Source organism: Amycolatopsis orientalis, from assembly GCF_000943515.2.
GTDB lineage: Bacteria > Actinomycetota > Actinomycetes > Mycobacteriales > Pseudonocardiaceae > Amycolatopsis > Amycolatopsis orientalis.
On record NZ_CP016174.1, the window covers coordinates 5,069,968 to 5,082,889 of the forward strand.

Annotated in this window: 12 protein-coding genes; 8 read left to right on the top strand and 4 right to left on the bottom strand. The window is 69.2% G+C overall.

The window, feature by feature from the left end:
- Positions 1-23 precede the first annotated feature (23 nt).
- From SD37_RS22160 to SD37_RS22170, 3 genes are read left to right on the top strand one after another with little or no spacing between them, the layout of a single operon-like run.
- Positions 24-860 (top strand): PaaX family transcriptional regulator, encoded by an 837-nt coding sequence (locus SD37_RS22160; protein WP_256376513.1) that lies wholly within the window; start codon positions 24-26, stop codon positions 858-860.
- A 54-nt stretch (positions 861-914) separates the two neighbouring features.
- Positions 915-1,550, top strand: a complete 636-nt coding sequence (locus tag SD37_RS22165) for a class I SAM-dependent DNA methyltransferase (protein ID WP_044856742.1) — start codon at positions 915-917, stop codon at positions 1,548-1,550.
- A 19-nt stretch (positions 1,551-1,569) separates the two neighbouring features.
- On the top strand, positions 1,570-2,358 hold the full coding sequence (locus SD37_RS22170) for a glycosyltransferase (RefSeq protein ID WP_044856743.1): 789 nt from the start codon (positions 1,570-1,572) through the stop codon (positions 2,356-2,358).
- Here the strand turns inward: SD37_RS22170 and SD37_RS22175 are convergent.
- Entirely contained in the window at positions 2,301-3,218 is a 918-nt protein-coding gene (locus tag SD37_RS22175; protein WP_044856744.1) for an NAD-dependent epimerase/dehydratase family protein, read from the bottom strand. The two genes, SD37_RS22170 and SD37_RS22175, sit on opposite strands and share 58 nt — an antisense overlap.
- Positions 3,219-3,227: 9 nt before the next feature.
- Positions 3,228-3,842, bottom strand: a complete 615-nt coding sequence (locus tag SD37_RS22180; protein WP_044856745.1) for a TetR/AcrR family transcriptional regulator — start codon at positions 3,840-3,842, stop codon at positions 3,228-3,230.
- An 88-nt stretch (positions 3,843-3,930) separates the two neighbouring features.
- On the opposite strand from SD37_RS22180, the gene SD37_RS22185 reads away from it, so the two are divergent.
- Together SD37_RS22185 and SD37_RS22190 are read left to right on the top strand one after the other, a co-directional pair.
- Positions 3,931-5,361, top strand: coding sequence for a cytochrome P450 (locus SD37_RS22185; RefSeq protein WP_052675184.1), 1,431 nt, complete (start codon positions 3,931-3,933; stop codon positions 5,359-5,361).
- 31 nt (positions 5,362-5,392) lie between these two features.
- Positions 5,393-5,845: a carboxymuconolactone decarboxylase family protein gene (locus SD37_RS22190; protein WP_065912925.1), complete on the top strand. Its 453-nt coding sequence runs from the start codon at positions 5,393-5,395 to the stop codon at positions 5,843-5,845.
- A gap of 96 nt (positions 5,846-5,941) precedes the next feature.
- Here the strand turns inward: SD37_RS22190 and SD37_RS22195 are convergent, their stop codons facing one another.
- The gene (locus tag SD37_RS22195) at positions 5,942-6,673 is read right to left on the bottom strand and encodes a helix-turn-helix transcriptional regulator (protein ID WP_044856748.1); all 732 of its coding nucleotides are present in this window, start codon (positions 6,671-6,673) and stop codon (positions 5,942-5,944) included.
- A gap of 121 nt (positions 6,674-6,794) precedes the next feature.
- Between SD37_RS22195 and folE the strand changes: the two genes are divergently transcribed.
- Both folE and SD37_RS22205 read left to right on the top strand, forming a co-directional pair.
- The gene (gene folE / locus SD37_RS22200; protein WP_044856749.1) at positions 6,795-7,391 is read left to right on the top strand and encodes a GTP cyclohydrolase I FolE; all 597 of its coding nucleotides are present in this window, start codon (positions 6,795-6,797) and stop codon (positions 7,389-7,391) included.
- Between the two features lie 77 nt (positions 7,392-7,468).
- Positions 7,469-9,898, top strand: coding sequence for a P-loop NTPase fold protein (locus SD37_RS22205; RefSeq protein ID WP_236725078.1), 2,430 nt, complete (start codon positions 7,469-7,471; stop codon positions 9,896-9,898).
- Here the strand turns inward: SD37_RS22205 and SD37_RS22210 are convergent.
- Positions 9,847-10,587 carry a flavin reductase family protein gene (locus SD37_RS22210; protein WP_044856763.1) on the bottom strand — a complete coding sequence of 247 codons (741 nt, stop codon included), beginning with the start codon at positions 10,585-10,587 and terminating at the stop codon, positions 9,847-9,849. The two genes, SD37_RS22205 and SD37_RS22210, sit on opposite strands and share 52 nt — an antisense overlap.
- 255 nt (positions 10,588-10,842) lie before the next feature.
- Between SD37_RS22210 and SD37_RS22215 the strand changes: the two genes are divergently transcribed.
- Positions 10,843-12,912 (top strand): AMP-binding protein, encoded by a 2,070-nt coding sequence (locus SD37_RS22215; protein WP_044856751.1) that lies wholly within the window; start codon positions 10,843-10,845, stop codon positions 12,910-12,912.
- The last annotated feature ends 10 nt before the right edge of the window (positions 12,913-12,922 follow it).

Below are 12,922 nucleotides of genomic sequence, written 5' to 3' on the forward strand. Positions count from 1 at the left end.
CATCATCGGCTAAGCTGCTCTCCGTGACCGAAGACGACACCGCACCCGGCCAGGCCCATCGGCCGCAATCCCTGATGCTCACCTTCCTGGGCATGCACGTGCTCGGCCACGACACCGCCGTCTACTCCGGAAGCGTGATCGACGTGTTCGCCCGCGTCGGCGTCTCCGAAGAGGCCGTCCGCTCGACGCTGACCCGGATGGTCGGCCGCGGCCTGCTGATCCGGCAGCGACACGGCCGCCGTGTCTACTTCGGACTGACGCCCCGCGCGACGGAGGTACTGGAGGACGGCGGGCGGCGGATCTGGGACACCGGCGCGGTCAACCGCGATTGGGACGGCACCTGGACACTCGTCGGCTACTCCCTGCCCGACAGCAGGCGCAGTGACCGGCACGATCTGCGCAGCCAGCTCGTGTGGGCGGGTTTCGGCCTTCTCCAGAACGGATTGTGGATCGCGCCGGGCACCAGGGACGTCACCGCGATCGCCGAACCGCTCGGCCTGCTCGACCACGTCACGGTGTTCAGCGCGCAGGAGGCCAAACCGACCGAATCCGCCGACCTGGTCCGCAAGGCCTTCGACATCGAGGCGATTTCCGCGCGGTACCGCACTTTCCTCGACCGCTGGGACCGGCCGAAGCCACTTCCGTCGGCCCCGGACGACCTCGCCCGCCGACTGCTGCTCCACACCGACTGGCTCCAGGCCGTACGCCAGGATCCGCATCTCCCGGCGGAGCATCTTCCCGCGGACTGGCCCGCCATCCGGGCGGAGCAGGTCTTCGCGCGGCTCGACGCGCGGATCCGGGAGGCTTCGACCCGGTTGGCCGAAGAAGTGCTCGACGTGGTCGCGGTCGCGGATGGCTGATCCTCGCTACCCTCGCCTCCGGAAGTGAGTCACCCGACCCGGAGGAGCTGCGGAATGGACCGTCCGGCCACGGCGGAGGAATTGTTCGACACCATCGGTTCCGCCTACGAGGAGGTCTTCGGCCGTCCGCCGGTGATCGACAGGGCGCTGCGGCATCTGCTCGGCGCGCTGCCGCCGTCGTCGAGGGTGCTCGACATCGGCAGCGGGACCGGTCGTCCGGTGGCCGAGGAACTGGCCGCCGCCGGGCACCGCGTGACCGGGCTCGACGTGTCGTCGGTGATGATCGACCTCGCCCGGCGGCAGGTTCCGGCCGCCTCCTTCGTCCACATCGATGTGCGGGACTGGGCTTCACCCCCGGAGTCCTGGGAGGCCGTCTGCGCGTTCTTCCCGTTCCTGCAGATGCCGCGCCGGGACACCGAAGCGGTGCTCGCCGACATCGCGCGATGGCTGGTCCCGGGCGGATTGTTCGCGCTCGTGACCGTCCCGCGCGACGTCGAGGACGTTCCGGTGGAGTTCTTCGGGCACACTTTCCACGAGACCAGCTTCGCGCCGGAAGATCTGGTGCGGCGGGTCGAGGCGGCCGGACTGGAGGTCACCGGAACTGCGTCGGAACTCTTCACCGCGGACGAGCCGGGGACACCGCCGGAGGAGCACCTGCTGATCACGGCTCGCAAGCCGGGTCGCGGCTGATCGTCACTATCCTCGCCTCGTGCCCGTCGTCAGCGTGATCACCCCGGTCCACCCGCCGAGCCTGCCGTACTTGACCGAGGCCTACGAATCCCTCGCCGCGCAGGAACTCCCGCCGGGCTGGACCTGGGAATGGCTGGTGCAAGAGGACGGCGAGACCGGCCTGCTCGACGACGTCCTCCCCGCCGACGAGCGGGTGCTGCCCGGTTCGGGCCGCCGGGGCGGCCCCGGGGTCACGAGGATGATGGCGGTGTCGCGGTCCTCCGGGGAGCTGATCAAGGCGCTCGACGCGGACGACCTGCTCGCGCCGGGCGCGCTCGCGCGGGACATCGCGGTACTGGAGGATCCCGCGATCGACTGGACCACCTGCCGGGTCCTCGACCTTTTCCCCGACGGCACCACGGCGGGCGTCGACAGCGATCCCGAGGAAGGGCCGATCGAACGCGGCGCGATCCTCCGGCACTGGCGGCGCAACGGCTACCTCTCCCCCGTGGTGGCCGGGACGCTGTGCATCCGCCGCGAGGTGCTGCTGGACCTGGGCGGCTGGATGGCCCTGCCCGCGTCGGAGGACACCGGGCTGATCCTCGCCGCGAACGTCGCCTCCGACGGGTACTTCGTGGCCACCTGCGGCATGTTCTACCGGAAGTGGGCCGGGCAGGTCACCCGATCCGCCGCGCACAACGACGACGCCGAACGGCTCGCGCGGATGAAGCTGATCGAGGAACGTGCCGAGATCATGCTGGCGCGACGGGCTCAGCGCGCGCCCAGTGCTTCCGCCGTGGCGAGCCAGCCTTCACGGGCACTCGGGTAGTGGGGCGCCCAGCCGGACGCCTCGCGGAACGCGGCGTTGCTGACGCGGACCGAGCGGGTGAGTGAGGTCAGCCTGTCGCCCAGCAGTGCCGCCGCCCGGCCAGGCCCGCGGATCCACTGGCGTTTCCCGGCGGCGGCCGCCAGCGCCGCGGTGAAGTCCCGTTTGGTCAGCGGTTCGTCGTCGACCACGTTGTAGGTCCCGGCCGGCACCCCCAGCGCGGCCACGACGGCGCTTGCCGCGTCGGCGAGGTGGATCGAGGACACGTAACCGTCGAGCCGTCCCAGCGCCGCGCCGATCCCGCGCCGGGCTTGGCCGAGCAGTTGCTCGCTGTGTGCCGCGCCGGGACCGTAGAACCAGCCGAACCGCAGGACGATCCCGGCCCCGCCGGCGTCGGTGAACCGGTTCGCGCTCGCCTCCGCGGCCAGATTTCCCAGTGCCAGCGGGTAATGCTCGGCGGGGACGTCCTCCCCAATCCATTCGCCGCCGCGGTCCGGGTAGATCATGCAGACCGACTCCTGGATCAGGCGCCCCACGCCCGCTTCGAGCGCCGCGCCTGCCACCGCCGCCGACCCCTCGGCGCGGATCTTCTTGTTGCGCTCCCAGGCTTTCGCGGAAAGGAACCGCGACATGGACGGCAGTGCCGATGCCAGGTTGACGACGGCGTCGTGCCCGGCGAACACCTCGCCGAGCGCGTCCCGGTCGAAGAGCGAGACGATGACCGGCTTCGCGCCCTGCGCGCGGAGAGCCGCCGCCTTGCCCGAGGTGCGGGCGAGCGCGGTGACCTCGTGGCCCGCCTCCACCAGCGCAGGGACGGCGTGGCCGCCGATCGCGCCGGTACCTCCGGTGACGAAGACCTTCATACCCGGCCCCTAGAGTTCGATGCTCACGTCCGGCAACGCGGCGACCATGTCGAGCAGCGACTTGGCGCACACATCGCGGGTCTGATCCCTGGTCAGCCGCCGGTACTTGAGCCAGTCGAGGCAGACCGCGACGACGAACGCCAGCCAGCCGCGCACGATCACCCGCAGGGTTTCCGGCGGTTCGACGTCCGGGCACAGCGCCGCCAGGATCCGGCGGCCCTGTTCGGCGAAGTTGTGGTCCAGGACCTCCCGCACGTCGTCGACCGCGATGGCCGTGCCGGCGTGCAGGGCGCGGTAGCCGTCCTCGTTGGCTTCGGCGTAGCGGAGGTACGCGTCGAGGCCCGCCGTCAGCTGCTCCGTGACCGGCAGCGTGGGATCGGCCCTGGTCATGTCGAGCAGGCGTTCACCCTCGGCCTTGATGACCTCGGTGACGAAGTCCCGTTTCGTCGGGAAGTAGTGGTAGAGCAGCCCTCGCGACACCTCGGCGATGTCCGCGACCTGTTCGATCCACACGTCGTCGTACGGCCGTTGCGCGAACAGGCGGGCACCGATCCGCAGCAGCTGTTCCCGCCGCTCGGCGGTGCTCAGCCTGCTGCGTGGCCTTCCGGAAGTACTCGCCGCCATCCCGTCATCGTACTTACTTGACACGAGTTCAGTAACAGGCCACGCTCGCTATTGGATGTCGATTCAACAGCGTTTACCTGGAGGGGCCATGGCCACCGCTCTCCCCCATCCCCCGCGCCGGATCCCGCTGGTCGGCGACGTGCTGGGCGTTTCGCCGCAGACCCCCGTCCAGGACTCGATGCGGCACGCCGCCGAACTGGGCCCCGTCTTCGAGCGCAAGGTGTTCGGCCGCAAGATCGTGTTCGTCCACGGCGCCGGGCTGGTCGCCGAGCTCTCGGACGAGAAGCGGTTCGCGAAACACGTCACGCCCGCGATCTCGAACCTGCGCCCGCTCGGCGGCGACGGGTTGTTCACCGCGCACAACGAGGAACCCAACTGGCGGCGCGCGCACGAGATCCTCGCACCCGCCTTCAGCCGTGACGCCATGCGGCGCTATCACCCGACGATGCTGGCGATCACCCGTGAACTGCTGGACATGTGGGATCGCGGCGGCGAGGTCGACGTCACGGACGACATGACCAAGCTGACGCTGGAGACCATCGGGCGGACGGGATTCGGCTACAGCTTCTCGTCGTTCGAACGCGCCGAACCGCATCCGTTCGTCGCCGCGATGGTCCGCACCCTGCGGCACGCACAGCGGACGGTGATCCAGCCGCCGGTCATCGGCCCGCTCCTCAACCGGAAAGCGAACCGGCGCAACGAAGCCGATCTCGCGTTCCTCCGCTCCGTCGTCGACGAGGTCGTCGAGGCGCGCCGGGACGACACGAGCACCGAAGACCTGCTCGGGCTCATGCTGAACACCGTGCAGCCGGGCACCGGCGAGGCGCTGGACGAGGTCAACATCCGGAACCAGATCATCACCTTCCTCATCGCCGGGCACGAGACGACCTCGGGCGCGCTGTCGTTCGCCTTGTACTACCTGGCCCGGAATCCGGACGTCCTCGCCCGCGCTCGGTCCGAAGTGGACAAGGTCTGGGGCGAGCACCCGGATCCGTCCTACGAAGAGGTCGCCAAGCTCCGCTACGTCCGGCGCGTTCTGGACGAGGCGCTGCGGCTCTGGCCGACAGCGCCCGCGTTCGCGCGCCAGGCCAAGGTGGACACCGTCGTCGGCGGCGAGTACCCGATGCGCGCGGGACACTGGGCACTCGTCCTCATCCCGGCCCTGCACCGTGATCCCGTCTGGGGCGACGACCCGGAGGCGTTCGACCCCGACCGCTTCGCCCCGGAACGCAACCGGGCCCGCCCGCCGCACGTCTACAAACCTTTCGGCACCGGGGAACGCGCCTGCATCGGACGGCAGTTCGCGCTCCACGAGGCGACGCTGGTACTCGGCATGCTGCTGAGCCGCTACGAACTGCGCGGTGATCCGTCCTATCGACTGAAGGTGCAGGAACTGCTGACGCTGAAGCCGGAGGGGTTCAAGCTCGACGTCTCCCTCCGCGACCGCGCCACGGCGAGGGTGACCGCGTCGACGTCGAGCCCGGTCACATCCGGCGCCCGGGATCCGTCAGTGCGGTGAAGGCACGACGGAAACCCTGGAGGAGAACACCATGCAAGCCCGGATCCCGAACCCCGCGCTGGCGACCCCCGCCACACTGAAGGCCCTGATCGCGTTGGCGGAGTCGACCGGGGACACCGGTGTCCCCAAGACCACGCACTACCTGATGCACGTCCGTGCCAGCCAGATCAACGGCTGCGCGGGCTGCCTGGAGATGCACACCAAGGAGATGCGCAAGGCGGGTGAATCCGACGAGCGGATCTTCACCGTCGCCGCGTGGCGTGACACGGCCTACTTCACCGAGCCCGAACGTGCCGCGCTCGCGCTGGCAGAGGCACTCACCCGGATCGCGGACCGGGCGGATCCGGTCGACGACGAGATCTGGGACGAAGCGGCCCGTCATTACGACGAAAAGCAGCTTTCGAGCCTGGTCCTCTCGATCGCCGCCATCAACACCTGGAACCGGCTCAACGTCGCCACCCGGCAGGTCGCCGGGGCCTCCTGACCGTGCAACGGGTTTGACCCCGCGTCGATGAAGGAATTGGGACACTCAACGTCCCAATTCCTTCATCGACGGCCTGCACCCTGATTTTCCGACCCCTCACCGCGTCTGGCGCAGCTCCACACAGCACTCGGCCGCACCGGGAGCGAGGACCGCCTCCACGCTCCCGGCGCGGACGCCGGTCAGAAAGCCGGCGAGGAAGGCCTGGTTGATCCCGCAGACCAGCTCCGGCGCCTCGGCGGCCAGCGGGTGGAACGGGCAGTTCCGTAGCCGGACGCAGGTCCGGGTGTCGCGGCTCGGCTCGAAACCGTAACGGCGAAGCACCCCTTCGGCGACGGTGAGCGCGCGCTCGGCACCGAGCCTGCCCGGCCGGGTCCGCGCGCGTTCTTCCTCGCCCAACGCGAGGCCCCGCTCCCCCGCGACCCGCAGCACGGCGTCCCGCGCCGGTTCACCGGACCCTTCGGCGAGCACGGCCTCGGTGAGGATGCTCGCCAGGATCTCGTGCCGCCTCGCGGGAAGCTGCACCTGGATGCTTTCTTCGACGGGTTCGTAGACCTTGGGCTTGCGCCCCACCTTCGCCACCGGGCCCGCCGCGTAGCCGAACCTGAGCAGCCCGGCCGCCACGAGCTTGTCGAGGTGGAACGCGGCGAGCTTGCGGGAGATCCCGACCGCGGCCGCCGCCTCGTCCCGCGTCACCGGACGCCGCGCACGCCGGGCGTAGGCGTACATGCCGCGGCGGAGGTCGTCGTCGAGCGCCGACACCGCGGCGATGGCGGGGACGTCGAGGCCGTCCGGATCGGACACTGTCACGTACACCACGATATCGCCCATCTCAACCGGCGGAACATTCTGGACCGCCGATCTACCATGTAGGCTGAACCGGCGGACGGTAAAACGCCCAAAAATATTAGTCGAATAACACTGGGGATCGCGGTCCATCCTAGGAGGCCTTATGTCCACTCCCGCCTTGCGCGTCGTGCATGAACCCGGGCCGGGACCGGACCTGGAGGCCGCCGAGGCCGCGGCCGCCGATCTCCTCACCGCACTGGGCATCTCGCTGGACTCGGAGAGTCTCCGCGGCACCCCTGGCCGAATGGCGCGCGCGTACGCCGAGTTGTTCACACCGCGTTCCTTCGACCTCACGACCTTCCCCAACGACGAGGGCTACGACGAACTGGTCCTCGCCAGGGGCATCCCCGTCCGGTCGGTCTGCGAACACCACCTGCTGCCGTTCGTCGGGGTCGCGCACGTCGGCTACCTGCCGGGCGAACGGATCCTGGGGCTGTCCAAGCTGGCCAGGATCGTCGAGCACTTCGCCTGCCGCCCGCAGGTTCAGGAGCGGCTCACGAAACAGGTCGCCGACTGGCTCGACGAGCAACTCGAACCCCGCGGCGTCGGCGTGGTGATCGAGGCCGAGCATTCGTGCATGACCCTGCGCGGGGTCCAGGCCACCGGATCGAGCACCGTCACCTCGACCCTGCTCGGCACGCTGCGCGAAGACGCCCGTTCGCGCCAGGAATTCTTCGCCCTCACCGGCATCAACGGCTGAGCGGCCGCCCCTTTAGACTGCCCTTCCGTTCGTTCAGGGAGGGAAAGTACAGGGTGGGCGGACAAATTTCGTCACGGGTGTTCGTTTCCTATGCGCACGACTCGGCCGGACACGTCGAGTCGGTCCAACGGTTCGCGGATTTTCTCGAAACCGAAACCCGGTTCACCGTGTACTTGGACCAGTGGCGGGACGACGACCGTCGCGACTGGGCGGAGTGGGCGGCCGAACAGTTGCACCTGGCTGATTTCATCCTGGTCCTCGTCTCTCCCGAGTATCTGCGTGTCACCAAGGGTGAGGTCTCGGCCGACTCCGGATGGAGTCAGCAGCAGGAACCTTTTCACGGCGTCACGGACGCCCGCCGGATCCTGCCGGTCGTACTTCCGGGGGAGTCGAGCGCGTACATCCCAGCCGTCGTCACCGAGTACACCAAGATCTGGTTCGCCGTCAGTGACTTCACCAGGGACGGAGCGGCGGCCCTGCTGACGGCCCTTACCGGACGCGGAACCAGCCAGCCCCCTCCCGACGAGGTTCCGGCGCCGGATCCGTACTCCGCCCACGTCGCCGATTACCGGCCCGACACCGACGACGGCGTCGACCGCCTCGGCATCGGTCCCGACGTGCGGATGCTCGCCGACCTGGTCGTCTCCCGGATGATCACCCCGCCCCTGTCGATCGGCCTGTTCGGCAGCTGGGGTTCCGGCAAGAGTTTCTTCATGCGCCAGATGCAGCTGCGGGTCCGCGAACTCGCCGATTCCGCGCGCGAGGCCGAGGCCGCGGCCGGGGCGCACGGGAAAACCGTGTCGTCCTACTGTTCCAGCGTCCGCCAGATCAGCTTCAACGCCTGGCACTACAGCGAAGCGAACCTTCTGGCCAGCCTCGCCACCCACATCTTCGACAACCTCGCCGCGAGCGGCGCCGAGAATGATCTCCAGCGCCAGGCCGACGCCCTCGCGGAACGCCGCAAGACCGAGAAGACGCTCCTCGGCAGGCTCAGCGCGGTCCGCCTCGAACGCAGGACCCTGACCGCTCGGCAGAAGCAGGCGACGCGGCGACGGCGGAAGCCCCGCGAGTACGTTCGCGCGGTCTTCGACAGTCTCACCGAAACGGACAAGGCCTGGATCGCGTCCCGGCTCGGGGTCGACCGGCCGACCGCCGAGGATCTCGAACGCCTCGCGCAGGAGACCGGCGGGCTGCGTTCGGACGTAGCCGAATTCTGGCGACGGCTGCGGCAGGATCCGGTTCCGTTGCTGGTCCTGATCGGTGGGCTGGTGACGGTCCTGGTCGTCACCCTGCTCGTGGGCCGGTCACAGGTTTCGGGGGTGCTCGGCGGGCTCACCGTGGTGAGTTCCGCGCTGACCGTGGTGCTGCGGATGCGTGCCAGCGCGGGCCGGATCCACGAGGCACTCGGCAAACTCGGCGGTCCGTCCGAAGAGGACGAAGAGACCGAGCGACGGCTGGCCGAACTGGACGCGGAATCAGAACGGCTCGAAAAGGCGGTCACCGAACTCGCGCCCGGGCTGGATCTCGTGTCGTTCGCCGAGTCCCGGCTCTCGGACTACGTCGAGCATCTCGGGGTGGTCTCGTTGCTGCGCAAGGATCTCGAGACGTTCGCGACCATGCTCGCCGAAGTACCGCACGGTTCCGGCAAGATCGAGCGGACCGTGCTCTACATCGACGACCTCGACCGGTGCCCGCCCAAGGTCGTCGTCCAGGTCCTCGAAGCCATTCACCTCCTGCTGGCGCTGCCGGTGTTCGTCGTCGTGGTGGGCGTCGACTCGCGGTGGCTGAAGAAGGCCGTCGAGCAGCACTACGAGGACATGCTCGGCGACGATCCGGAAGCCTTCGCCGAGAACTACCTGGAGAAGATCTTCCAGGTTCCGTTCACGTTGTCCCCCATGGACGATCCAGGGTTCGCGGGGCTCGTGCGCGGGCTCGCCGCCACCGAGGGTCAGGACGCCACACCGGTGACCCTGCCCGCGGAAGCGGACGAGCCATCCGGCGCCCGCCCTCAAATCGCGGCCGCGCCTCCTCCGCATGAGGAAGCACCGGGACCGTCGTCCGAACAGTCCACAATAGACCTTCGACCCCCTCGACTGGTCATCTCACGGGCGGAGCTGGACTTCCTGGCGACACTGGCGCCGCTCGTCCGGTCCCCGCGGGCCGCGAAACGGCTCCTGAACCTGTATCGGTTGCTCCGGGCGAGGCTCGCCGGCGAAGAACTGGCCGAGTTCGTCGCCGACGGCTCGCGGGAGGCACCGTTTCGCGCGGTACTGGTGCTGCTCTCGGTACTGGTCGGATACCCGGAGGCCGTCTCCTGGTTCTTCGCCTCCCTCGCCGGGACGGATCCCGGCGACAGGGCGCTCGACATCGTGTCGTCGCTGAACGACCACGAACTGCGGCCGAAGCTCGAACGCGGCCTGTCCGGCGAGTCGTGGCCGGAACTGGCCGCGTCCTATCAGCGCTGGCTGCCGCTGGTGAACCGGTTCTCGTTCTCCCGCGAGGACTGAGTCCGTGACCGCTCGATGTCGGGTCCCCGGTAGAGCCGTTCCGGAATCCGCGCCAGTGTCGACGGGTGCACCTGCGGGCCGAGGCCGTAGAGCTTCTGGAAGCTCATGATCAGCGGCCGCCACCGGTCGGGGTCGATCCGGTCGTCGGTACCCGGCATCCGGATGTCGTCGTGGACGTGGACGCGCTGCACGCGGACCTCGAACACGAGCACCCCGCCGCGTTGCGCCTCGTCGTCCTCGGCGAGCGGGTGGACGGCCTCGACGACGGCCTCCATCGTCACCGGGCATTCCGCCACCCGCGCCGGGCGGACGGTCTCCGAAGCGACCGGGGTGAGCCCGGCCCGGCCGAACTTGTCGGCTTCGTGCCGGTAGCCACGTTCGTACTTACGCGGCGGGACGGGATCCGATCCGGTGGTCAAGGCCAGCCGGTCCACCGCGGCCGCCAGGTCGTCGGAAGGGAGATTCAGAACACATTCACCATTCTGCATGAGATTCTGTGCCGTCTTGGATTTCGCGCCCAGTCCGAGCATGCCCCGCCAGCCGAGCCAGAACGCAGAGGACATCGGAGCCAGGTTTCCGGCCCCGGTCCCGTCGACCGTCGAAAGGAGCACCACCGGGGTGCCGAAGTAGAGGATTCCGGGCTCTATACGGGTGTGCGCGGCCTCGGCCGCTGACGTCGTCACTGTCACGACCGCCAGCTTCGCCGCGCCGCGCGACGGAAGCTGGCGAGAATCGGACGTCGCGATCAACTCCCTCGGCAGACGGCCTCACCGGCCGCGAGCGCCTACCCTTCCGGTGGAGGTTCCTTGAGGCAGGCGCGAATCCCGTGTCGTTCGGAGTACTGCGTTCGGCCGATTGCTGGTAAGTTCGCCGAACTTGAACGACGAAGGAGGCGCCGGCAGCTGCCCGGTCAACACCCGAACGCGCGTGGTGAGGCGAATCGCATGCGAGACGATGTGGTCCAGGCGAGCTCGATCCTCGGGCACTCTCCCGGCCAGGTTTGGGAAGTGATCGGCGATCCCGAGTCCTACTCGAGGTTCGTCGCGGAGATCAGCTGGTGCGAGATCCGGCAGTCCGCCGAACGCGGGCGCGGCCCGAAATGCCTCATCCGGCTGGAGCCGAGGCTTGGCAAGCTCGTCGTCGGTGACATCGAAGCGCGGGTCTGGCGGCCCGGTGAGCATGTCGTCTGGTGCGGCGCCGAGGACGACGGCAACTGGGTCTCGATCGAGCTGAGGCAGGCTCCCGACAACGGCACGGAACTCGTCGCGCAGCTGATGCTTCCCGCGCGGAACGCGCATCTGGTGTCCGCCGCGTCGTTCAAACGCACCGTCCGCGCGGTGACCCGGCGGATCGACCTGCACCTTTCGGGCCGGGCCGCGCCACCGCAAGAGGAACCCGCGCATACCAAGGCCACCACGCTGCACACGGCGAGCACGCTGATCAAGGCCGGGGTGCTCGCGGCCGCGCGGCCGGACAAGATCGCCCGGCAGCTCACCTCGCTCTCGCAGTGGGGCGCGACGGTCGCCGGCGGCTACACGGCCAACGCCGCCCGCGTGCCGGACGACGTCGCGCTGCACGACGAGCGCAACGTCCGGACGTTCAAGCAGGCGGCGGAGCGCAGCAACCAGATCGCGAACGCGCTGGCGCTGCGCGGAGTCCGTTCCCGCGACCGGATCGCCCTGTTGTGCCGCAACCACGCCGCGATGGTCGAGTGCCTGATCGCGTGCAGCAAACTCGGGGCGGACGCGATCCTGCTCAACACCGGGCTTTCCGCCGGCGCGGTCGCGAACGTCATCGACCTGCACAAACCGGTGGCGGTGCTCGCCGACGACGAGTTCTCGCGCGTCATCGCCGACATCCCCGGCGATTTCCTGCGGCTGTCCACCTGGCCGGAGACCGAGAACGGCTACCCGACGATCGACCAGCTGATCGCCGGGGTGCCCACCACCAAACTCAAGCCGGTGGACCGGATCGGCAGGCTCGTCGTGCTGACCTCGGGCACCACGGGAACGCCCAAGGGCGCGCGCCGTCCGACGCCGAAGGGACTCGCGACCTCGGCCGCCATGCTGGACCGCATCCCGCTCCGCACCGGCGACCGGTTCGTGGTGGCCGCTCCGCTGTTCCACAGCTGGGGCCTCGCCGGGATGCAGATCGGGATGGCGGTGCGCGCGTCGCTGTCGCTGATCCGCCGCTTCGACGCGGAGGAGATCCTGAGGACCATCGCCGAACACCGGGCTGGCGTGCTGTTCGCCGTCCCGATCATGTTGCAGCGCATCCTCGACCTGCCCGAGCGGATCCGCAGCCGGTACGACCTGTCGTCGCTGCGCATCGTCGCCAGCAGCGGTTCCGCGCTGCCGGGGACGATCGTCACCGAGTTCATGGACACCTTCGGCGACGTGCTCTACAACTTCTACGGCTCCACCGAGGTCTCGTGGGCGAGTATCGCCACCCCCGAAGACCTCCGGGCGGTGCCGACGACCGCCGGCCGCTGCCCGCCCGGCACCCGCGTCGCCATCCTCGACGAGGAGCACAACCGCGTCCCGCCGGGCTGGGAGGGACAGATCTTCGTCGGCAACGACATGCTGTTCGAGGGCTACACCGACGGCGCCAGCGTGCCGCGCGCGGACGAACTGATGGCGACCGGCGACGTCGGCTACCAGGACGCCTCCGGACGCCTCTTCGTCACCGGCCGGGCCGACGAGATGATCGTGTCCGGCGGGGAGAACGTGTCCCCCCGCCCGGTCGAGGAGGCCATCGTCGCGCTTCCCGGTGTCCACGAGGCGGCCGTGATCGGCGTGCCGGACCGCGAGTACGGGCAACGGTTCGCCGCCTACATCGTCCCGAAGCACGGGGCCCGGATGAACGCCGAGGACGTCCGCGCCTACATCCACCGGCGGCTGGCGCGTTTCGCGGTGCCACGGGACGTGTACTTCGTCGAGGAACTGCCCCGGAACGCGACCGGCAAGGTGCTCAAGCGGTTGCTGAAGGACGAGACCTGGCCGATCGACCAATAGTGTCCTTTGT

Coding starts and splice junctions, on each gene's coding strand:
- SD37_RS22165 (WP_044856742.1), top strand. CDS start 915: ATGGACCGTCCGGCCACGGCGGAGGAATTGTTCGACACCATCGGTTCC.
- SD37_RS22175 (WP_044856744.1), bottom strand. CDS start 3,218: ATGAAGGTCTTCGTCACCGGAGGTACCGGCGCGATCGGCGGCCACGCC.
- SD37_RS22180 (WP_044856745.1), bottom strand. CDS start 3,842: ATGGCGGCGAGTACTTCCGGAAGGCCACGCAGCAGGCTGAGCACCGCC.
- SD37_RS22185 (WP_052675184.1), top strand. CDS start 3,931: ATGGCCACCGCTCTCCCCCATCCCCCGCGCCGGATCCCGCTGGTCGGC.
- SD37_RS22190 (WP_065912925.1), top strand. CDS start 5,393: ATGCAAGCCCGGATCCCGAACCCCGCGCTGGCGACCCCCGCCACACTG.
- SD37_RS22195 (WP_044856748.1), bottom strand. CDS start 6,673: ATGGGCGATATCGTGGTGTACGTGACAGTGTCCGATCCGGACGGCCTC.
- folE (WP_044856749.1), top strand. CDS start 6,795: ATGTCCACTCCCGCCTTGCGCGTCGTGCATGAACCCGGGCCGGGACCG.
- SD37_RS22215 (WP_044856751.1), top strand. CDS start 10,843: ATGCGAGACGATGTGGTCCAGGCGAGCTCGATCCTCGGGCACTCTCCC.